Genomic DNA, 20,061 nt, shown 5'->3' on the forward strand with positions numbered 1-20,061 from the left:
GAGTCGGGCGAGGCTGCACGGGCGCATGTTGACTGGAGCGGCCCGTGGGGCCGGCCACCAAGACACACCCACCACGGGCCGACACCGGTCATGACGCAATCGGGCCACCGGCCGGGCGGGGCGCGCCCGACACCGCCTTGGGGCAGGTTGATCGGCCCGGCTCTCACCGAAGCCACCCGCTGGACCCCGTGTGCAGGGACCCGCGGACATCCGTGCAGCGGACTTCGGAAATCGCCACCGGGCCGGACGCCGTCCATGAATGCCAATAAAGCGTTGTTGGAACCGCCGACTATTAGCAGCCATTGAGCGCACGGAGATTCAATGGCTCTATCTGCCCGCTCAGTCGTCGTGGTTCCGTACCGCGGCGGCGATCGGGTCGAGTCCCGAGGCCAGTTCGTCGAGTTCGTCCGTGCTGAGCACGCTGTACGGCGGTGCCGCCAGTTCGTCGGTGAGCGTCTCGATCCGCTCCTTGGTCTCCCGACCGGCGTGGGTGAGCCCGCCGGTGGCGTTCACGAGGCCGCGTCCGCGCAGGCCGTCGACGACGGCGGCCAGCCGCGCCTTGGGCAGGTGGTGGATCCGCCCGAACTCCTCCGGCCTCATGCCGAGGGAGAGGGCCATGAGGACGTGGGCTTCGGTGCCGCCGATGCCGTGGGCGACGAGGGCGGCGTTGTGGCCGTCCCCGCGGTGCTCGCGCAGCAGAGTCGCCGCATGCCAGAGCCTCGCCACCGGCTCCTCGGGAACGTCGAGCGCCCGGAGGGCGGCGTACAACGCCCGGCCCTCGGTCGGCGCGCTGACCGCTGCCCGGGTGGCGAGGTCGGCGACCCGCGCCAGGACAGGGGAGTCGGCGAGTTGCCCGATCATCTGCCGCAGCGCGGCGGCGCTGCTCCGCTCGCGCACGGCGATCGCCTCCTGCGGGGTGGTCTTCCCCCAGACCCACGGGATGTGCCGCGCCACTTCGCCGTCGGCGAAGTTGTAGAAGACCGCGTGCACCACACCGGCCGGTGCCAGCCCCAGTGGTGCGGCTCGGCCGGCGAAGTATCCGTCCCAGTAGTCGCGCATGCCGAGGGCCAGGAACGCCTCGTTCGGGACCTCGGAGAAGGTGACGGTGGCGATCGGTTCGACGAGCTCGAACATCCGGTGAACCTTGGCCTGTGTGTGCGACATCGGTCGGTCTCCTGTGGTCGTCACAACCGCCCTCGTGGGCGGCTTCTCAACTCGGCCACGAACAGCGCGGCCCGGATCCGACAACTTCGGCCGATCCGCCGAGCAAAGTCGGGGTGTCACACAGCCTCGGCCGCGTTCCGTCCCTCGGGCAGAGCGTCCCGTTCAAGCAGAACCGGATGGTGCGGCGCGCCTCTGGCGTCGAGAATCACCGGATGCATGAGGTGGAGCCGTCCGACGGGATTGTCACTCTGTCCCCCCTGCGCTTGGACGATGCGGAGGCGCACTTTGCGGGGGAGGACGAGCAACTCGTTCGTTGGCTCAACGGCGGTCCCGGCACGCGGGAGGGCGTCAAAGCGTACTTCCGGCACTGCCGGGAGCAGTGGAACACCTCCGGGCCACTGCGCGCGTTCGGCATCCGAACGGGCGTTGACGAGGTGCTGGCGGGCACGATCGACTTGCGGTTCTCAGGAGAAGGTCTGGCGCCCGGCCAGGTGAATGTCGCCTACGGCCTCTATCCGCTCTGGCGAGGGCGTGGTCTGGCCACCCGCGCGGTCCTGTTGGCGTCCCAGTACGCGGCGCGTGAGGGCGGGGCGGAAGCGGTGATCCAGGTGGAGCCGGGGAATCCCGCATCTGCCGCAGTCGCGCGGCGGGCAGGGTTCACCCCCAGCAAGTCGACGCATGGCAAGGACGGCGCACGCTTCGACTGGTACACCCGGGACCTGCACACCGCTGCCCGGTGACAACCAAGCGCGCAACTGCTGGCCACCGCCCGGTGGGGCCGGTGGGTGTCATTTCACGTCGCCGCTGAGATGGCGGACGAGGCGGACGAGCGCGGCGCGCTGGCCGTCGGGGTCGTTGTCGAGGTCGGGCATCAGCATCCGCCGGAGCTGCGGGGTGGCGAACCACCAGCCGGCCAGGACGATGACGGAGTACAGCAGTTCCCGCGGCGCGAGCCGGGTGTCCAGGCGCCCCGATTCCTGAGTTCTGGCCAGCGCGGCGATCTTCTCGGCGTAGTGCGCGGTCCGCTCCGCCTCGGCCACGACCGGCTCGCCTTCGGCGCTGTGCAGGCCCTCCCAGTGCAGCAGCCGGACGAAGTGCGGATGCGCGCGGTGGTAGTCGAAGACCTGCCCGGCGTACTCGCCCAGGTCGCCGGCCGCCTTCTCGTCCAGCGGCACGGCCCTGGCCAGGCGTTCCAGTTCCGTGGTCAGCACGATCGCGAACATCTGCCGTTTGTTGCCGAAGTAGGAGTAGATCCGTTCCTTGTTCACCCCGGCCGTGGCGGCGATTCGGTCCATGCGGGCCGCTTCGGGCCCGTGGGCGGCGAACTCGCTGACCGCGGCGTCCAGGATGAGCCGCTTGGTCTTCGCGGTGTCCCAGGCCATGACCCGAGCGTACAGCAGATTCCAACTAGCGAGTTGGAACTTCCCGCCCCTCTGTGACAAACTCCAACTCGCGAGTTGGTTCCATCGAGCGATCAGGAGACGCCATGCCTTCCGTCCGTCCTCCGTCCCCCGCGGTCGCGGCGCCCTCGGTCCACCTGCGCGCCGTGTTCACCTGGCTGGCCGTCTACCTCGTGATCATGACCACGCAGATGCTGTTGGGGCCCTGCTGGCCCCGCTTTCACTGCCGCTTCGAACGCTCGTGGTGACCGGCGTGGTCGTCCCCACGGTCGTGTACGCCCTGGTCCCCGCGATCCTGCGGACCTACTGCGCCCTGCGCCGCCATGCCCGATGACGCCGAGGGCGTGAAACCCCGTGTCAGGCGAAGGAGAAGAGTGCGGCGGCTTGGACGGGCGTGCACGCTTGGCGACGTCCGGGAACATCGTGGACGGTGGTCGCGCCTTCGGAGCGGAGCTGGTCAGCCCCGGCATCCCGGGCCATGACGGCGGCGTAGGCGCGTACCTGCGCGGTGGTGAGATCTGCGCGGCCTCGCTCGGTGTACTGCTGGAGGAGCTCGGTGACGTCCGGATCGAATCGCAGCATGGTCACCGGGACGTTGAAACGCGTGGCCACGGCGATGAGCCGCAAGCGTGCCCGCGGCGTGACGTTCGTCGACTCGGCGACCGCGGTGCGGCCCGTGGCGAGCCGGGCGACGATCCTGCGGTCACGTTCCGCGAAGATCGCTGCGTCCGCCGCGTCGGATCCCGCTTCCGCGGGTGAACCGCCGAAGAGTTCCGCGCGGATCTCGTCGCTGGACACCACGGCTTGCGCATCGATCTGCCGGCGCCGGATCAGCGCCCGGACGAAGCTGGTCTTGCCCGAGGCTGGTGCGCCGACGAGGACGACGAGTCCTGCCGGCACCCGGATGACCGGCGCGAGACGGGTGGGAGATGAAGGCTCCTGCGCGGCCGAGGGCTTCGTGTCGAGAGCCGACGGGCAGTCCGTTGGGCAGGCCGTCATCGCCGGGCAACCCGGCCGGCCTGGGGGCGGATCCTGTGCGGAAATGAGCCGTGAACAGCCAGCGCTCGTCTTCGTGGTCGCCTCCGCTGCGATGCTCTTCTGGCGGACGTGCGGCGTCTTGCGCCCCGTCCCGCGGCGGCCACACCGCCCCGCCGCCGAAGGACCACCCTACTAATGATCAATGCGGGATCGGGCTTCCTCCGCGTCAGACGCCCCGTGCCATGGCGACCAGGTGTTCCGGTCCTCGACGCGCCTTTCGACGGCCGGTTCGAAAGAACGGAGATGACGTGAGACCGACGTGACTGCGATCATGCGCGTCGTGATCATGTTGTTCTCGGGGGTGCGCCGTGCAGCCGCTGCGGCCGGCTGATCCGGCCGCGATCGGCGGCTATCCGCTGCTGGGCAGGTTGGGCGAGGGCGGGATGGGGCTGGTCTACCTGGCGCTGGCCGGAGGGGGCCGGCACATCGCGTTGAAGGTCGTGCGCGAGGGGTTGGACGATCCGCAGGTGCTGGCGCGGTTCCGGCGGGAGGCGCAGACCGTGGCGCGGGTGCGCAGCCCGTACGCGGCGGCGATGGTCGCCTCCGGCCTGATCGAGGAGCCGTTCTGGCTGGCCACCGAGTATGTGCCCGGCCCGACGCTGCGCCAGGCCGTGCAGCGGTACGGCCCGCCGCCCGCCGGAACCTGTGTGCGGCTGCTGGCCGCGCTGGCCACGGGTCTGGCCGAGGTGCACGCCCAGGGGGTGGAGCACCGCGACGTCAAACCCTCCAATGTGGTGCTGGCCCCCGACGCCCCCAGACTGATCGACTTCGGGATCGCGCGGGGCGAGGACCAGACGCAGATCACCCGCACCGGGGGCTGGAACGGCACCCCCGGCTATGTCGCGCCCGAGGTGCTGCGCGAGCAGGCGTTCGGGCCGCCAGCCGATGTGTTCTCGCTCGGGGTGACGATCGCCTACGCCGCCACTGGCCGTCCGCCGTTCGGGGCAGGTCCGGTCGAGGCGGTGCTGCTGCGCACCATCAACGACGAACCCGACCTGGCCGGGCTGCCCGCCGAGCTGGCGGCACCGCTGGCGGCAGCGATGGCCAAGGAGCCCGCAGACCGGCCCACCGCACAGGAACTGGCCGCGGCGTGCGGGGCACCTGCGCGACCATCCGAGGCCGATACCGGCGACCGCCCCGCCGCCCCACGCGGCCTGCGGGATGGGTTCGCCAGTGACTCCGCTTACCGGCACATCACCGCGCTGGCAGCGCAGCCAGTCCCAGCGGACGTGGCGACAGCGGTGCGGCAGGGACTGGTACCGGAGGGCCACGGCAGGACGGGAACGCTGCGCCGCGCAGGCGTCATCGCCGGTGTCGCGGCCACCGCCCTGGTCCTGGGATCGGCGGTCGCCTTCCGCTACCTCGACGGCGGGGACGGCGGCAGCGGCGACCGGACGCCCACCGGCCGCCCGGTCGCCGGCGCGACGGTGACCGCCGCCCCTCGGCCGTCGTTCGAGGGGTCGGTCTCCGATCTGAGCGAGGGCCGCTCCGGCTTCGGCTCGTTCCTGAAGAACCACGTCGGCCGCAAGGTGCGGCTCAAGGTCGGCCTCGACACGGACCTCAAGATCACCGACGGGAAGGGCGCCGCCATCGACGTGAGCGGCGCCGAACACGACAACGTCGTCTTCCAGGTCTGGTCCGCCTGCGAGGACGGGTTGCCCGAGAACGGGAAGCCCGAAGTCGGACGTTGCACCGCCTACCACGTGAACATCGGCAATGACGAGCACCCCTGGAACGGGCTCAATTTCGTGCACGGCGAGTTCACCTTCCAAGGCAACTTCGAGGTGTCCGGCGGAGAGGACTACCAGGGCCTGACCCTCTACGCCCTGCTCCCCGTGGCCGCCGACTGATCCCGCCGCCCCTCTTCGGCCGGGTCCAGCCGTCCTGACCGACGCGGCAAGGTCAAGGACGGCAGCCGGGCGGGCAGAGACGGGCGGCGGGGGACGAGTGTCAGCGCATGGTGATACCAATGCGCGGCATGGATGTTGATCGTGCTCACCCCGCCGACCTGGAGGCGCTCCGCGCGGCCTTCGACATCGACTCGTGCGAACCGCCTCTGGGCTGGGAGGCGGTGCGCGCCTTCGAGGCCGAGCACGAGATCGTGCTGCCCGAGCCGTACCGGACGTTCGTGGCGGAGATCTGCGACGGATCCAGGTCGGGGCCGCCTGACTACGGCCTCGTGCCGCTGGCCGACCTGCCTGCCGATGGGGGAGCCGACCGCCCCGAACGTCTGCTGTCCCGGCCCTTCCCGCTGACTGAGGCGTGGCTGTGGGAGGACGATGACGATCTGCGATCGCAGGAGGAGTTCGATGCCGCCCTGGAACCGGTCTTCGACCACGGCTCGATCGTCTTGGGTACGGACGGCTGCGCCATGTACTGGCACCTCGTCGTGACCGGGCCCCACCGCGGGCACATCTGGAACCTCACCGACGTAGGCGCCCAGCCCTTCGGCGCCGAGTTCGGCTTCACCACCGCGCACCCCGGATTCGCCGGATGGGTCAAGCACTGGGCCGCCCACAGACCCTGGTTCGATCTGTAGCTCTCCCCGCGGCTGTCCGCAGGCACCGACCACCAGATGTTGGGCAGGGGTGGAGCCCGGCGCGGCGATTGCCGCCCCGGCGGAGTCGCTTCGTTCGGGTGTCAGCCCCGCAGCGCGGCGATGGCCTTCTCGATGCGCCGCCGACGTGTCTCGGGCTTCTTCGCGCTCTCGATGGCGCGCACGTGCTCGCGCTTGCGGCTGTCCGTGAGCCTGTCGTAGGCGGCGCGGGCGACCGGGTCGTCGTCCAACGCCCGGGTGAAGTCCGCGGGTTCGACGACGACGCGCGGCTCGGTGTCGAGCTCCAGCTCCACCTCGACCTCCTCGCCGATCGCGACACCCGCGGCCCGCCGGTTGGCGTTGCTGAGGCCGAGCAGGTGACGGCCGCGCATGATCGTGACACGGCTCTTCCAGGAATGCCCGTTGACGGTGATCGTGACCGGCGGCCGCGCACCCCCGCCGAGCGCCTCCACCACCTCGGCCGGAACCTCCAACCCCCGCATGGGCTCGGGCGGCTCGACGAGGGCGCGAAACTTCACGACGTACTCCAATCGATCTTGCAACCCGCGCCCTCAGGGAGCTTCTCGGCGCGGGCCCGGTCCCCGACTCCGGAGATGGTGGTGCTGACCTGCAGTGACACGGTTCTCTCCCGGTGGTTCCAGGGTAGGTGCCGTCCGAACCGGCCGCGCCGCACCCCGACATCCGCTCGGCCGGCCAGACCGACCCCGAGGACGAGGCGCTCCTCGCCGATTCGGTGGGCGTCGCGCTGCTGGTGGTGCTGGACGCGCTGGCTCCGGCCGAGCGGCTGGCGTTCGTCCCTCGACATCGTCATCCATCCCGCCGGTGACAAGGAACGGCGTTGACCCGCCCGGATCTCACGCTCTCGTATGTGCGCTCCGGCCCTCCGTCGCAGCCGGACGCGCAGATCTTCCTCCAGATGGGTGAGGCCCTTCACGTTCGGCGGCGGCAGCATCTCGTCCACGCCAGACGGCGATGTCGACGGTGTCGGTCACCTGGCGTCTCCTTGATATTCGGATCCGCCGTTCATGGCCGCTTCGTCGGCGAGCAGGTGCGCGTCGATCGGATGTCCCTCGGCGACGATGGTGCGCAGGTGGTCGGCCGCTCCCCAATTGTCGGTCGTCATGGCGGCCACCGGGATGTGGTGGTCGAGCCAGAACGCGGTGAATCCGGGGGCGCCGGGTTCACCGCGGGTGACCACGTGGTCCCAGGCGGTCGGATGCCCCACGTATTCGAGCATGGAGCCGTACTGGGTCGAGAAGAAGTAGGGCACGTGGTCGACGGTCACGGGCTCGCCGAGCAGGGTGGCCGCGGCGGCGGTGCCGTGGACGACGGCGTTGTCCCAGTGCTCGATCCGGATCGGGTTCAGGTAGCGGGGGTGATGGTGGCGTGCGACGTCGCCCGCCGTCACCGCCGCCGGGTGCGAGGTGCGCAGGTGCCGGTCGGCGACGATGCCGCCGTCCACGTGCAGGCCCGCCGCCTCCGCGAGCTCGGTGTTGGGCACGGCCCCGACGGTGACCAGGTCGGCGGGGATGCGGCTACCGGTGATGGTCTGGACGGCCTCGACCGAGCGCGTTCCGAGGATGGCCTCCAGGCCGTCGCCGGTGCGCAGGTCCACGCCGTGGTCGAGGTGGCGGCGGGCGAAGAGCCGTGATCCAGCCGCAGGGCCTGCGCGGCCTTGGCTCCGGCGAGGCTCGCGCCGATGATGACGATCCCGGGGTCTTCGGGCATGACGCTCCTTGTTCGCCGGGTTCGAGGGGGAGGACGGGATCAGATCACTTCGAAGTTGGCCATCATCCCCATGTCCTCGTGTTCGGCGTTGTGGCAGTGGAAGAGGTAGCGGCCGCGAACGGGGTGGTGGACGTCGGCGACCAGCCGCCAGATCTCGACCTCGCCGAGCCGGACGGTGACGTCGGTGCGGGCGGGGTCGAACGGCTCCCCGCCGATCACCCATCCGTGGCCGCCGTTCATGCGTCCGGCGCGGAAGGAGAAGTCGCGCACCCGCGTGGCGTCCGACCGGCGCCAGGTGGGCAGGTCGGTCGACAGGACGTGGGGGACGCGCCTGTCGTCCCCGGCCTTGCGCGCGACGCGGAAGGCCATCACGTCCCGGGTGCGCCCGGACCCCGGCCGGTTGACGACCCTGACCAGCCCGCCGACCGGGATGCCGGAGAAGTCGACGACCCCGTCGTAGCGTTCGGCCGGTGCGATCGGCAGGGAGCGGTGGCGGACCGTTTCGCGAGCAGCCCCTGGTCGGCGCCGACCTGGATCAGGTCCAGCCGGCGGCCGTCCTCGGCGACCGCCTCCAGCTCGTAGTGCCGGGCGTTCGAGGCGTTCAGGACGCGCAGCCGGTACCGCGCGGCATCGACTTCGTGCACGGGCCACGGCGCGCCGTTCACCAGGATCACGTCGCCGAGGACGCCCGCGAGATAGGGCTCCTCGACCCCCGGCTCGCGGCGCAGGGTCGGGTCGAGGGAGGGGTAGGCGAGCGTGCCGTCGGCGTGGAACGCCCGGTCCGCGATCATGAGCGGCAGCTCGCGCGGGCCGGACGGAAGTCCGAGCGCCTCCTCGGCGTCGTCGCGCACGATGTGCAGCCCGGCGAGGCCCCGCCAGATCGCGGGGGCGGTGAAGTCCATCCGGTGGTCGTGGTACCAGAGCAGCGTCGGCCGCTGGTCCAGGGGAAAGGCGTAGTCGCGCGCGAGCCGGGACGGCGCCGCGCGCGGGTCGTGCATGCCCTGCCCGCCGCCCGCCGTGCCGTGCATGCCGCTCATTCCGTGCCCGCCCCGGGCCGCGTCCGCCATCCGTCCGGCAGGACGAGGTCGGTCGGGTATCCGTCGGAGGCGGCCGGGGTCCGGCCGCCGTGCAGGTGCACGACGGTCGGCACGGGCAGCCGGTTGCGGTGCCGCACGCTGACCGGCCGTCCGCGGCGCGACTCGTTCGTCGGGCCGGGGAAGGTGCCGTCGTAGGTCCACAGCGGCGTCCGCACGCCGGGCAGGACCTCCGCGGTCACCTCACGCTGGGTGATCTCGTACCGGTCGATGCCGCCCGTCGTGCCGACCGGCCTCAGCACGGGCGGCAGCGGCAGCGGCACCTGGAACGGCGGCGGCAGCCGAACCCGGCTGCTCAGCTCCGCGCCGGTGCGCGGCGGGCGCCGGGCCAGCGCGTTGGCCGTCGTCAGGCCGGCGACGGCCACCGCTCCGAGCGTGCCGCCGACGTACAGCACCTGGCGTCTGGCCATGCCGCCCGCGCGGCCCGTCCGCCCGTCTCCGCGCTCACTCATCGTCGCTCTCCTTCCGCGCCGGGGCCTTCGCGGTCCGCACCCGCGCACGGTGGGTCTCGCTCCGCCGCCCGAGAGGACGGCGCCAGACGTCCACGAACTGCACGACGAGCGCGGCGATCGTGGCCACGCCCAGCGGCAGGTGCCGCCACAGCGCACCCGCCATCCCGGCGAAGTACTGCACCGTCTCGGCCGTCACCAGGGCGGCCGTCGCGACGGCCGGACACGGCGCAGCCGGGCCCAGACCACGATCGCCACCACCAGCTGCGCGTAGCCGACGGACGTGGTCACGTTCGCCCCCGCCTCGTCCAGGCGCAGCCCGTCGTAGTCGCCGCTCAGGAACACGCCGGCGAACACCGGCTGGCCGAAGATGACCGGAGCACCTCAGCCGCGCGGCCGAGGAACTGCGCATCGCCCAGCCGTCGCTGAGCCGCACCGTCGCCCGGCTGGAAAGCGAGCTCGGAGCACCGCTGTTCGACCGGGCCGGGCGTCTGCGGCTCAACGCGACCGGCGCACTCTTCCGGGGCCACGTCGAACGCGCGCTCGGCGAACTCGAAGCGGGCCGGCGGGCCGTCAGCGAGGCCACCAGCGAGGGCCTGGGCGGCGTGCGGCTGGCCTCAGAGACGTTCCTGGCCTTCACCGGCCCGCTCGCGGCCTACAGGCGGGCCCATCCCGACATCGAGGTCGAACTCCACCAGATGCCCGCCGCCGAGATGGCCCACCGCCTGATGGCCCGGGACGTCGACCTCTGCGCCGCCTCGCAGCCGATCCGCGGCCGACGCCCTGGAGCCCGTCCAACTGCTGGACGAGGAGGTATGGCTGGCCACCCCGCAGGACCACCCGCTGGCGGGCCGCGTCTCGGTGACCGTCGAGGAGCTCGTCGACCAGCCCTTCATCTCCGCGCACCGGGGCCACTGGCAGCGCCGGCTGCTGGACCGGCTGTTCGCCGCGTGCGACCTCACCCCGCGGATCGTCTGCGAGGGGGAAGAGCCGAGCGCCATCGCCGAGTTGATCAAGGCGGGGCTCGGCATCGGCCTGGTGCCCGCGCTCGCCCGGCGCTCGGCTCCCGGCGCGCCGATCGCCTGGATCAGGGTGGACGACCCCGAGTGCCGTCGCACGCTCGGCCTGTACTGGGCCGCGGGCAGCCGTCTGTCCACCGCCGCGCGCCTGATGCTCACCACGCTCACCAGCTGGAACTGGATGACCGGCGAGCCGCAGGAACGACGCTGACGGAACCCGCGCCGTGTCATGCCGAGAGTGCCGCCCAAGGCCGGGGCATCTCGGGATCAGTACGGCCCGGATGCGCTGGATCCGGGCGCGTCGGCGTCGGGACAATGCGGCGGGGGCGCGGCGCGGCCGGCGTCAGATCGGCTCACCGTCCGGTGGGAACCAGGCCCGCAGGCCTTTAGTCCGGTCGCGCGAAGGACCTGGAGTTCGCGGTCCTGCCGTTCGAGCCGGTCGAGCACGGCCGACCTGCCGATGTCCGCCTCGCCGCGAAGGGCCAGGACGCCGCTCTGGCCGGATCGCGCCCGCTCGACCAGCCGTACCCCCTCCGCCGACTCCGTGTCTCGCCCCCGGCAGACATGCCCGTGATCCATTGTTACGCCGCGAAATGCCCGGCGGTCTCCTGGGCGACGTGGGCTCGGCGGTGGGATCAGGTCTGGTCCAGCAGCCGGTCGACCAGCCCGGCGATGTAGTCCGGGGTGAGCGGGCCCGCGCCGAACAGGACGCGGATGTACATCGGGGCCATGATGTGGTCGAGCACGCCCAGCACGTCGGGTGGACTCTCGCCGCGTTCGCCGGCGCGGTCGAGCATGGCCTGGACGAACCGGGTGCGTTCGGCGAGGAAGTCGTCACGCGCCCGCAGGCCCTGTTCGCCCCTGTTCGACAGGGCGACGGTCAGGCGCAGCACCGCCAGGCCGTCGGGTCCCGTGATCTCGCGCGCCACCTGGGCCGCGTAGGCGTGCAGGTCGCCGGCCAGGCTTCCGGTGTCGGGCATCGGCGACTGCGCGTTCAGGCGCGTGAGCGCCACGTCGGTGAGCAGGGCCTCCAGGGTGCCCCACCGGCGGTAGACGCTGGTATCGGCCACGCCCGCGCGGGCCGCGACGTCACCGACCGTGAATGCGCCGTAGCCGCGCTCGCCGACCAGGTCCGTGACGGCCTGGTGCACCGCCGCCCGGACGCGGGCGCTGCGCCCGCCGGGCCGCCGGACCGGCCGTCGCTCCTCCATGGGCCCACCTTAGCGCAGCTCGAAGTTGCGTTTACGAAGCCCACCGTCTAGCTTCCTAAAGCAGTAGATGACTGCTTTAGGAGGAACGATGACGTCTGCACCGCCGGTGGCCGCGCCGAACCGGGCGGCGTTGCTCACGGTGACCTGCCTGGGGCAGTTCATGGTGCTGCTCGACAACACGATCGTCGGTGCGGCACTGCCCGACATGCAGGAGCGGTTGCACACCCAGCTGACCGGGCTGCAATGGATCGTCGACGCCTACGTGCTGCTGGTCGCCATGCTGTTGCTGTCCGGCGGCGTCTTCGCCGACCGCTTCGGCCGCAAGAGGATGTATCTGGCCGGCGTCGTGGTGTTCACCGCCGCGTCCGTCCTGTGCTCCGCCGCGCCCTCGATCGGCTGGCTGATCGTCGGGCGGGTGCTGCAGGGCGTCGGGGCCGCGGCGCTGAGCCCCGCCTCGCTGTCCCTGCTCGTCGCCGCGTATCCGGTTCCGCAGGAGCGGGTCCGGGCGATCGGGCTGTGGGCCGGATTCAGCGGAATCGGTCTGGCCGCCGGACCGCTGGCCGGCGGCGTTCTGGTGCAGGCCTTCGGCTGGCCCGCCATCTTCCTCGTCAACGTGCCCGTCGGCGCGGTCCTGCTGGTCGCCGGCCTGCGCGTGCTGGACGAGTCCCGCAACCCGAGCGCGCCGGCGATCGACGTCCCGGGAACGGTCCTGTCCGTCCTGGGCGTGGGGGCGCTCACCTACGGGCTGATCGAGGGCGGCTCCCGTGGCTGGACGTCGCCTGTGATCCTGGGCGGCTTCGCCGCCGCGGCCGTGGTCCTCGCCGTGTTCGTGGTCGTCGAAGGGCGGGTTTCGGCGCCGATGCTGCCGTTGCGGCTCTTCCGGCAACGGCTGTTCACGGTCTCGAACACGGCGATGATCGTGGTCGGTTTCGCGCTCATGGGCTCGTCGTTCTTCTTCTCCCAGTTCTTCGTCTACGTCCAGGGCAGCTCGATTCTGCGAGCCGGGGTGCAGACCCTGCCCGCCACGCTCGCGATGGTCGTCATCAGCCCGTTCGCGGGCCGGTTCGCCGCCCGGTACGGCTTCCGGATCATGGTCGCCATCGGCCTGGCGCTGGCCGGGCTGGGACTGCTGGCCCTGGGCTTCGTGCACGCCGACACCGGCTACACGAACGTGTGGTGGCGGCTGGCCGTCGTCGGTACCGGTTTCGCCCTGACCATGTCCCCGCTGACCGGCGCCGCCATCCAGTCGGTCAGCCCGCAGGAGGGCGGCCTGGCGTCGGGCGTCAGCAGCACCACCCGGCAGATCGGCGCGGTCCTCGGCGTGGCGGTGCTCGGCGCCGTCGTCCGCACCCGGGAGTCCGGTGGCGCCTCCTTCGAGGAGGGGCTCAACAGCGCCTTCGTCGTGGCCGGCGTCGTCACCTTGGCCACCGCCGTGTTCACGGGCCTGTGGCTGATCAGGAGCACCGCGACGTCACGGCCGGCGAGTCCGGCCCCGCGCGTTCATGAGAACACCACGAGTCACTGACGCGGCCAGGGGGCCGCGGTGGCGATCAGATGCCGAGGTTGTTCACCAGGACGTCGACATCGGCGACCACGCCCCGCAGGTCCGCCCTGTTCGTCGGCGAAGGCGTGGTCAGGACGCACATCGACCACGCCTTCGCCGAGATCAGAGCCCGCAAGGGCACCCAGGCCACCCGCTACGCCGCGTCCCTACCGGCTCTCACACCAGGACTGGGTTCGCTGCGCTCTCGCGCTGTCCAGCATGTCCGGCCAGCTTGATCAGCAGCATGACCGTGGCCGCCAGGGTCAGGGCGCCGAGCAGCGCACCGATCATTTCCGGAGATGGCGAACCGGAGCCAGTCGGCGTCGGTGCGCGGATTCTGCGAGACCGGGCAGAGCGCGTTCTTCTCCGCGTCATCGCCGTACGCCGTCTCCACGTGCGCGATGAGCGCGGCGCTGAACACCGGCTGGCAGACGCGCACCGACTGCGGGGTGATCAGCCCGTCCTGGAAGATCGGGACGATGGGGCGGTGCCTGACGGCGTCGGCGGTGCAGTCCACATGCAGCGCGCGGTGGCCGGTCGGAACGGCGCCACCGTCGAGTTCGATGTCGGTCTCGGTGATCCGCTTCACCCGGCCGAGGCGCACGACGTGCTCGATCCGGCGCAGTTGCTCGAGCTCGGCCGGCGAGACGGTCGCGCAGCGGAACGCCGTCGGCCGGCCGTCCGCGGAGATGCGCAGCACGGTGCCGGCGGCGTTGAGCCTCTCGAAGAGGTCGGGGACGGATTCGGCGCCCATGACGGCCTCGTGCCGGGCCATGTGGTCGCGCACGATCTCCTCGGGCCGGCGGAGGGGCATCGGCTGCACGGTCCTCCGGTCGATGAGCCACGGCGCGCGGGGCATGATCCAGGTCAGCCTCGCCGGGTCGGCCCCCTGCTCGAGCAGCCAGAGGCAGGCGTCGATGCCGGTCTTGCCGGCGCCGACGATGACGTACCGGTCGTAGGGCTCGCGAATGGCGGGCAGGCGGTTGGGCGGCACCAGGGGAATGCCGTCGGCGACCGGGAACTCCGGCGGCCGCATGGACGGCACGGTCACGCCCTGGTAGGTGGTGTCCACGACCTTGCGGCGTACGGTCACCTCGTACTCGTCGCCGGAGGTCGTGAGGTGGAAGCGGCCGGCGCCGTCGTACTCGGCCATGGGGAAGTACCGCACCCGGCCGGACGGCAGGAATGTCCGCCGCATGACCTGGTCGTAGTAGCTGCAGATCTCGCCGGCGCCGGCCAGCTCGTACAGCCCGGCGTTCCAGCCGGCGCCGTCGACCGTGTCGTTGCCGAGCGGCCGCGAGTTCACGCCGTACATCGCCGAGGGCTGGTGCAGCCGTACGTACGGGTAGGCGACGGTCCAGTGCCCGCCGGGCCGGTGGTAGCGATCGACCATCACCACGGTCGCGCCTGATTCGGCAAGCAGCGTGTCCACGAAGGCCATTGCCGTCGCGCCGGCTCCGATCACGAGATAGTCGGTTTCGATCTTGGTCACCATCGCATGCTCCATTCCTGTTTCGTGGCTACTCATTAATTGGGAGACGGCGGACGAAGCGCTGTTCCGGCCCCTGAGATGAGGACGCCGCGGCTTTTCATGGGTCCCCTGGACGTGTCGCCGCCTGCGCGCGGTGCTCCGGCCGATGGGGCAGCCGCTCGGAGCGGCCGTCCCGCAAGCGGGCGTTCGTACGGTGTATTTCTCACTTGGTACACCGTAACCACACAAAAATGCCCAGTTCTGCGCTCGGCGTGGAAGAAGTGAACTAGTTCGGCAAGAAAGTCGACTAGCTCAAACGCACGGGAGATCGCGGTCGGGGCGGAGCAGACGACCGGAGGAAAATGATCACGTCGCCGAGGCGACGGCTCGGCGCGCAGTTAGGCGTCCGGCCGATGTCCCTCTACCAGAGCATCACGAGCAAAGAAGAACTGCTGATGCAGATGGCCGACCACGTCTTCGGCGAGGTTCCCTTTCCGATGGAAGGGGCGGAAGGGCGGCGGGAGAAGCTGGAATTCATCGCCCATGCTGGCGCACACCGAATGGGTGCTCCGCGCCCTCGACGGTCTCGGTCTCGATGGAATCCCGGACGGCATCTGGACGGGCTCGCCGCGATGCTCGCCGATCGTCCGAACTGGACCCCGCGACGGCACCGGCCGATGGCAGATGCAGTCACGAGGGCGCCGCCTTTTTCAGGTGAATGCCGCCTCGACAGCGCAGCCGATCGCCGCGCGCAACACGTCCCCGCCCTCCAAGGGACGGTTGCGGAACGCCTGCTCTTGGGCGTCCAGCACCGTGGGACATGTGCGGCACCTGGCTTCTGGAGATCGTCCGCAGGCACGCCGACCGGCTCGGATCTCCCGGATGGGCTCGATCCACAGGACGGGCTGCGGCGCGGCTGGAGGCCGTGCCGGAGATATGATCGCGTCATGCCTTTGACGAGGGACGATGTCGACCGGTTCGAGTCGTCGAGGCCGCGTCTGGAGGCGATCGCGTACCGTCTCCTCGGCTCCGCGGACGAGGCGCAGGACATCGTGCAGGAGACGTTCCTGCGCTGGCAGGCCGCCGACATCGAGCGTGTCGAGGTTCCCGAGGCGTGGCTGACGAAGGTGCTCACCAACCTGTGTCTCAACCAGCTCACCTCCGCCCGGGCGCGCCGCGAGACCTACGTGGGCCGGTGGCTCCCCGAGCCGCTGCTCGCCGGGGACCCGATGCTCGGCCCGGCCGACACCGCCGAGCAGCGCGAATCGGTCTCGTACGCGGTCCTCGCTCTCATGGAGCGCCTGGCCCCCGGCGAACGGGCCGTGTACGTGCTGCGGGAGGCCTTCGGCTACCCGCACCGGGAGATCGCCGAGATCCTCGACATCACCGAGGCGGCCGGCCAGCAGATCTTTCACCGTGCCAAGAAGCATGTCGCGCAAGGCAGGGCCCGCACCGAGATCGACGAGGCCGCCGCCCGGCGGGTCGTCGAGGAGTTCCTCGCCGCCGCCACCAGCGGCCAGACCGATGAGCTCGTACGCCTGCTGTCCAAGGACGCCGTCTCTGTCGGCGACGGCGGAGGGAAGGTTCCGGCATACGCCAAGGGGTTCGAGGGCGCCGTCGCGGTCGCGAGGTTCGTGTGGGGCCTGTTCAAGCCCAGCGGGGCCAAGAGCGCCATCGTCGGCGGCTCGCCCGAGATATACGCCGGGACCGCCAATGGCGATCCCGCCCTTGTGGGCGTCGTGGAAGGCCGGGTCGTCGCCGTCATGTGCCTGGAGGTCACCGCCGGGGGCATCGCCGCCTGCCGCATCCAGGCAAACCCCGACAAGCTCGAACGCGCGACCGAGCACTGGGCGGCGACCGACCACAGGGAGCCCCTGTTCATGATGTGACGTCGATCACGTCGGTCTCCTGTCAGGAAACGGCGGGTCATCCGGTTCAAGGGGCGAATCCGAACCGGACAGGAGTCGACGATGAGAGTGCTGGTGGCAGGAGCGACCGGAGCGATGGGCAAGCAGCTGGTGCCGCGTCTGGTCGATGCGGGACATGAGGTGTTCGCCATGATTCGCAGCGAGTCGAACAAGGCCATGGCGTCACGGCTGGGCGCGGTGCCGGTCATCGCCGATGCGCTCGACCGCGCCGAGGTCGAGGCGGCCGTGCGCCAGGCCGCCCCGGATGTGATCGTTCACCAGTTGACCGCCATCGGGCACATCGACACGCGCCATTTCGAACGCAGCTTCGCAGCCACCGACCGGCTGCGGACCGAGGGCACCGACAACCTGCTCGCCGCCGCACGCGCCGCAGGGGTGCGGCGGGTGGTCGCCCAGAGCAACGGCGCGTTCACCTACGACCGGACCGGCGGGCCGGTCAAGAACGAGCAGGACCCCCTGGATCGCTCACCGGTCGGCCAGATGGCCTCGATGATCGCCGCGATCGAGCACCTGGAGAAGGCCGTGCTGGGCGCCGCCTGGACCGAAGGGGTCGTGCTGCGCTACGGCGCGTTCTACGGACCCGGCACATCGATGGCGCCGGGCTCCGCGCAGCTCGAGATGATCCGCAAGCGCACGTTCCCGGTCGTCGGCGACGGCGGCGGAGTGTGGTCGTTCATCCACATCGCCGACGCCGCCGAGGCCACGGTCGCAGCCGTGGAGAGCGGGGGCCGCGGTGTCTACAACATCGTCGATGACGACCCCGCCCCGGTCTCCGAATGGCTGCCGGAACTGGCGGCGATGCTGGGCGCGAAGAAGCCGATGCGCGTACCGCGGGTCGTCGGACGGCTGGCCGCCGGGCAGGCCGGCGTCGTGCTCATGACCGAACTGCGCGGCGCGTCCAACGCCAAGGCCAAGCGCGAACTGGGCTGGCACCCGGCACACCCCACCTGGCGCCAAGGCCTCCAGGTTGTGGAGTGACTCGCTGAGCGTCGTTCTCTCTGCCCGAAGAGCCGAACGCTCGTCGAAGGCCGTCCTTCCGGCAAGAAGGGCGGCCTTCGAGCACGGCTCGGGGGGTGGCCGGGGCGTTGTCCAGGTCGCGGCCGATGTCGTTGTGGGTCCCGGTCTGGGGGCTTCACCCCGGCCAGGTCCGCGACCTGCTCGATGCGGCCGGTCGCAGCGGGCCGGCCGTCGGCGGCAGCACCGGCCGTCCCCGGCCCGCGCTGATGGCTTTAAGGCGACGAGTCATGTCGTGCGCGGTTTTCAGGCGACCTCCGGGTGGTCGACTCCCTCTGGACGGAGGTCGCGGACCGGAAATCTTGAGGAAGTTTGACTGGGCCGCAGCCCTTGCGTTGAGGGGGTTTTGGGGAGTTTTTGCAGGTTGGCCGGGTCTTTGGGACGTGCTTGACGAAATATGGGATGGCTTGAACCTGTTGTGGGTGTGTGACCGACGGGGAAGCCCGTCCGGAGCGTCCGACCAGATCGTGAAGGGCGCATCGAGTCCCTGATCATCAGGACTGCCGATCAAGGCACGTCCTCCGCCGAGTCCGCAGAGCGCCGATCACGGCCGAGCGGAGCCGGGGACCCACCGAAACACCGGGGTGAATCCGCACTCCCGCCGTGCGCGGGGCCGCGGTAGGGCCACTTCCACGCCCGAACCCGACAGCTAACCCGGTAGGCGGACTGGAAGAACTCAGGAGAACCTTCGCATGACCGCTCGTACCTTTGACCTGACCAAGCGCATGGGCGCCCGCGCCGCGGCCGGCGCCGTCCTCTCCCTGGCAGGCGCGTTCGGCTTCGCCTCCCTGGCCCCGGCCGCCCAGGCGGACGCCAAGCCCGCCGACACCGCGCCCGTCGCCGCCGTGTCCAAGGCCGACGCCAACGGCGCCAAGGCCGTCGGCCAGAGCGCCCAGGCCGGCGCGTCCGCGCAGGACGTGATCAAGCTCGCCCGCACGCAGGTCGGCATCCACGAGGACGCCTCGGGCAACAGCAAGTTCAACGACTGGTACATCGGCTCGTCGCTGGGCGAGCTGAACGCCCACCGCATCGGCGCCAAGAGCGCCTCGGTCTACAAGGGCCAGTCCTGGTGCGACATGTTCGTGTCCTGGCTGGGCCAGCACACCGGCACCAAGGGCATGGGCGCCGACGCCTACACCGTCAGCCACGCCAAGTGGTTCAAGAAGACCGGCCGTTTCGGCGAGACCCCGAAGCCCGGCGCCGTGGTCTTCTTCGCCTGGAGCGGCGGCGGCATCAAGGGCGTCGAGCACGTCGGCATCGTCGTGAAGGACAACCACGACGGCACCATCAACACCATCGAGGGCAACACCGGTGACGCGGTGAAGCAGAGGGTCCGCGACACCTCCACCGTCGCCGGCTACGGCTACCCCGAGTACCGGTGAGCCCGGGCCGCTGAGCGGCCCCTCACCCCGCACCGTCCAGCGGTGCACCCCCCTTCTCCATCCCCCGCCCGATCACACCCACGTCGCTAGCGCGCCACGTGCCGTGCGCCGGACTCGTCATGCCCGAACGGCGAGTCCTCCACGCCCGAAGGCCGTGACCCGGCGCCGGACCACCGAGCAAAGGATGAACATGCAGAAGCGAGCCATCGACACCGCCCTGATCGGTACCGCCCTCGCAGGCGTGCTGGTCGCGGGCGTGGCCGGGACCGCCCATGGGGCCTCGGCGGACGAGCCGACCGCGCACAGGCTCACCGCGCAGCAGGTCAGCGCGCAGCAGGTCACGGGGCACAAGGCCACCAGGCAGCAGCTGACCGGACGCGAGGTCATCGAGCAGCAGGTGACCGGGCACAAGATCACCGGGCAGCGGCTGACCGAGCACAAGATCACTGGCCAGCAGGCGGCCGGGCAGCAGGCGACCGGGTCGCAGGACGCGAAGGCCTCCCGCCACATCCCCGCCAAGCCCGCGAAGAAGGGCCCGAAGGCCCTGATCAGCGGCAAGACGAAGGCGTCCTACTTCTGGGACGACGGGTCCGGAGTGAACGGCGACACCGGCGCCCCGGCGGGCGGCAAGCCGATGCAGAAGGGCCTGTTCGCCAGCCCGAGCTGGCCCATGCACACCAAGGTCAAGGTCAGCTACAAGGGCCGCAGCGTCACCGGCTTCGTCGGCGACCGCGGGCCGGGCGAGCCGTCGCACCGCGGCGTCATGCTCGACCTCGACACCTACACCTTCCGCCACCTGGTGGACGGCAAGAAGCCGAGCAGCAAGTACAACACGGGCACCTCGGCGGGCCACCTGAAGGGCGTCAAGTACGAGGTCCTGTCCTGGGGCCACGGCGCCGGCAAGAAGGGCGCCCCGAAGCCCCTCGGCTGAGCGGACCCGTCCAGGTGATCCCCTCCTGGCCTGACCACAGACCCCGCTCCCGTCCTCGGACGGGAGCGGGGTCTGTCACGTCCGGGGCAGGAAGGGCGGACAGCGCCGTAGCCGCCGGCGGACTGTCGCGGC

The 20,061-nt window shown here is 71.0% G+C and carries 23 protein-coding genes, 1 pseudogene and 1 riboswitch; of the genes and pseudogenes, 11 read left to right on the top strand and 13 right to left on the bottom strand.

All coding sequences use genetic code 11. The features are described 5' to 3' along the window. Positions 1-339: 339 nt before the first annotated feature. Positions 340-1,164 carry an SCO6745 family protein gene (locus ACQEU6_RS02785; protein WP_499328992.1) on the bottom strand — a complete coding sequence of 275 codons (825 nt, stop codon included), beginning with the start codon at positions 1,162-1,164 and terminating at the stop codon, positions 340-342. Between the two features lie 212 nt (positions 1,165-1,376). Between ACQEU6_RS02785 and ACQEU6_RS02790 the strand changes: the two genes are divergently transcribed. Continuing rightward, positions 1,377-1,904, top strand: a complete 528-nt coding sequence (locus ACQEU6_RS02790) for a GNAT family N-acetyltransferase (RefSeq protein WP_499328993.1) — start codon at positions 1,377-1,379, stop codon at positions 1,902-1,904. Between the two features lie 48 nt (positions 1,905-1,952). Here the strand turns inward: ACQEU6_RS02790 and ACQEU6_RS02795 are convergent, their stop codons facing one another. Beyond that, positions 1,953-2,546, bottom strand: a complete 594-nt coding sequence (locus ACQEU6_RS02795) for a TetR/AcrR family transcriptional regulator (RefSeq protein WP_499328994.1) — start codon at positions 2,544-2,546, stop codon at positions 1,953-1,955. A gap of 104 nt (positions 2,547-2,650) precedes the next feature. Here ACQEU6_RS02795 and ACQEU6_RS02800 point away from each other — a divergent pair, with 104 nt between their 5' ends. Further along, a complete protein-coding gene (locus tag ACQEU6_RS02800) occupies positions 2,651-2,812 on the top strand; it encodes a hypothetical protein (protein WP_499328995.1) in 162 nt (53 codons plus the stop codon). 109 nt (positions 2,813-2,921) lie between these two features. Here the strand turns inward: ACQEU6_RS02800 and ACQEU6_RS02805 are convergent, their stop codons facing one another. Continuing rightward, on the bottom strand, positions 2,922-3,464 hold the full coding sequence (locus tag ACQEU6_RS02805) for an AAA family ATPase (RefSeq protein ID WP_499328996.1): 543 nt from the start codon (positions 3,462-3,464) through the stop codon (positions 2,922-2,924). 446 nt (positions 3,465-3,910) lie between these two features. Between ACQEU6_RS02805 and ACQEU6_RS02810 the strand changes: the two genes are divergently transcribed. Together ACQEU6_RS02810 and ACQEU6_RS02815 are read left to right on the top strand one after the other, a co-directional pair. After that, positions 3,911-5,452, top strand: coding sequence for a serine/threonine-protein kinase (locus tag ACQEU6_RS02810; protein WP_499328997.1), 1,542 nt, complete (start codon positions 3,911-3,913; stop codon positions 5,450-5,452). Between the two features lie 128 nt (positions 5,453-5,580). Further along, entirely contained in the window at positions 5,581-6,141 is a 561-nt protein-coding gene (locus ACQEU6_RS02815) for an SMI1/KNR4 family protein (RefSeq protein ID WP_499328998.1), read from the top strand. A gap of 101 nt (positions 6,142-6,242) precedes the next feature. Here ACQEU6_RS02815 and ACQEU6_RS02820 read toward each other — a convergent pair whose 3' ends face one another. Beyond that, entirely contained in the window at positions 6,243-6,677 is a 435-nt protein-coding gene (locus ACQEU6_RS02820) for a YdeI/OmpD-associated family protein (protein WP_499328999.1), read from the bottom strand. A gap of 170 nt (positions 6,678-6,847) precedes the next feature. Between ACQEU6_RS02820 and ACQEU6_RS02825 the strand changes: the two are divergent. Further along, positions 6,848-6,955, top strand: a pseudogene (locus tag ACQEU6_RS02825) (RNA polymerase subunit sigma-70); the annotation flags it as partial. 192 nt (positions 6,956-7,147) lie between these two features. Here ACQEU6_RS02825 and ACQEU6_RS02830 read toward each other — a convergent pair. The 6 genes from ACQEU6_RS02830 to ACQEU6_RS02855 are packed head-to-tail and all read right to left on the bottom strand — an operon-like array spanning position 7,148 to position 9,787. Then, complete coding sequence (locus tag ACQEU6_RS02830) at positions 7,148-8,038, bottom strand: FAD-dependent oxidoreductase (RefSeq protein WP_499340080.1); 891 nt, start codon at positions 8,036-8,038, stop codon at positions 7,148-7,150. Continuing rightward, positions 7,927-8,256: a multicopper oxidase domain-containing protein gene (locus ACQEU6_RS02835; protein ID WP_499329000.1), complete on the bottom strand. Its 330-nt coding sequence runs from the start codon at positions 8,254-8,256 to the stop codon at positions 7,927-7,929. Before ACQEU6_RS02835 ends, ACQEU6_RS02830 begins: the two co-directional genes overlap by 112 nt. Beyond that, entirely contained in the window at positions 8,256-8,915 is a 660-nt protein-coding gene (locus tag ACQEU6_RS02840) for a multicopper oxidase family protein (RefSeq protein WP_499329001.1), read from the bottom strand. Before ACQEU6_RS02840 ends, ACQEU6_RS02835 begins: the two co-directional genes overlap by 1 nt. Positions 8,916-8,920: 5 nt before the next feature. Continuing rightward, positions 8,921-9,433 carry a multicopper oxidase domain-containing protein gene (locus ACQEU6_RS02845; RefSeq protein WP_499329002.1) on the bottom strand — a complete coding sequence of 171 codons (513 nt, stop codon included), beginning with the start codon at positions 9,431-9,433 and terminating at the stop codon, positions 8,921-8,923. Beyond that, complete coding sequence (locus ACQEU6_RS02850) at positions 9,426-9,629, bottom strand: hypothetical protein (RefSeq protein WP_499329003.1); 204 nt, start codon at positions 9,627-9,629, stop codon at positions 9,426-9,428. Before ACQEU6_RS02850 ends, ACQEU6_RS02845 begins: the two co-directional genes overlap by 8 nt. After that, a complete protein-coding gene (locus tag ACQEU6_RS02855) occupies positions 9,626-9,787 on the bottom strand; it encodes a hypothetical protein (protein ID WP_499329004.1) in 162 nt (53 codons plus the stop codon). The genes ACQEU6_RS02850 and ACQEU6_RS02855 overlap by 4 nt, the downstream gene beginning before the upstream one ends. 462 nt (positions 9,788-10,249) lie before the next feature. Here ACQEU6_RS02855 and ACQEU6_RS02860 point away from each other — a divergent pair, with 462 nt between their 5' ends. Next, positions 10,250-10,660, top strand: coding sequence for a LysR substrate-binding domain-containing protein (locus ACQEU6_RS02860; protein WP_499340081.1), 411 nt, complete (start codon positions 10,250-10,252; stop codon positions 10,658-10,660). 424 nt (positions 10,661-11,084) lie between these two features. Here the strand turns inward: ACQEU6_RS02860 and ACQEU6_RS02865 are convergent, their stop codons facing one another. Then, positions 11,085-11,660, bottom strand: coding sequence for a TetR/AcrR family transcriptional regulator (locus ACQEU6_RS02865; protein ID WP_499329005.1), 576 nt, complete (start codon positions 11,658-11,660; stop codon positions 11,085-11,087). Between the two features lie 88 nt (positions 11,661-11,748). Here ACQEU6_RS02865 and ACQEU6_RS02870 point away from each other — a divergent pair, with 88 nt between their 5' ends. Next, positions 11,749-13,185, top strand: a complete 1,437-nt coding sequence (locus ACQEU6_RS02870) for an MFS transporter (protein WP_499329006.1) — start codon at positions 11,749-11,751, stop codon at positions 13,183-13,185. Between the two features lie 25 nt (positions 13,186-13,210). Here ACQEU6_RS02870 and ACQEU6_RS02875 read toward each other — a convergent pair whose 3' ends face one another. Both ACQEU6_RS02875 and ACQEU6_RS02880 read right to left on the bottom strand, forming a co-directional pair. Next, entirely contained in the window at positions 13,211-13,345 is a 135-nt protein-coding gene (locus ACQEU6_RS02875) for a hypothetical protein (protein WP_499329007.1), read from the bottom strand. 12 nt (positions 13,346-13,357) lie between these two features. Then, entirely contained in the window at positions 13,358-14,698 is a 1,341-nt protein-coding gene (locus tag ACQEU6_RS02880) for an NAD(P)/FAD-dependent oxidoreductase (RefSeq protein WP_499329008.1), read from the bottom strand. Positions 14,699-15,621: 923 nt separating this feature from the next. Here ACQEU6_RS02880 and sigJ point away from each other — a divergent pair. The 4 genes from sigJ (at position 15,622) to ACQEU6_RS02900 (ending at position 19,929) form a co-directional block, all read left to right on the top strand. Beyond that, complete coding sequence (gene sigJ / locus ACQEU6_RS02885) at positions 15,622-16,563, top strand: RNA polymerase sigma factor SigJ (RefSeq protein ID WP_499329009.1); 942 nt, start codon at positions 15,622-15,624, stop codon at positions 16,561-16,563. Positions 16,564-16,644: 81 nt separating this feature from the next. Then, positions 16,645-17,580, top strand: a complete 936-nt coding sequence (locus tag ACQEU6_RS02890) for an NAD-dependent epimerase/dehydratase family protein (RefSeq protein ID WP_499329010.1) — start codon at positions 16,645-16,647, stop codon at positions 17,578-17,580. 548 nt (positions 17,581-18,128) lie between these two features. Further along, a riboswitch (cyclic di-AMP (ydaO/yuaA leader) is annotated at positions 18,129-18,294 on the top strand. A gap of 14 nt (positions 18,295-18,308) precedes the next feature. Beyond that, a complete protein-coding gene (locus ACQEU6_RS02895; RefSeq protein WP_499329011.1) occupies positions 18,309-18,998 on the top strand; it encodes a CHAP domain-containing protein in 690 nt (229 codons plus the stop codon). A gap of 190 nt (positions 18,999-19,188) precedes the next feature. Further along, the gene (locus ACQEU6_RS02900) at positions 19,189-19,929 is read left to right on the top strand and encodes a hypothetical protein (protein ID WP_499329012.1); all 741 of its coding nucleotides are present in this window, start codon (positions 19,189-19,191) and stop codon (positions 19,927-19,929) included. Positions 19,930-20,061: the final 132 nt, after the last annotated feature.

This window comes from Spirillospora sp. CA-108201, assembly GCF_050936235.1.
In the GTDB taxonomy this organism is placed as follows: domain Bacteria; phylum Actinomycetota; class Actinomycetes; order Streptosporangiales; family Streptosporangiaceae; genus Spirillospora.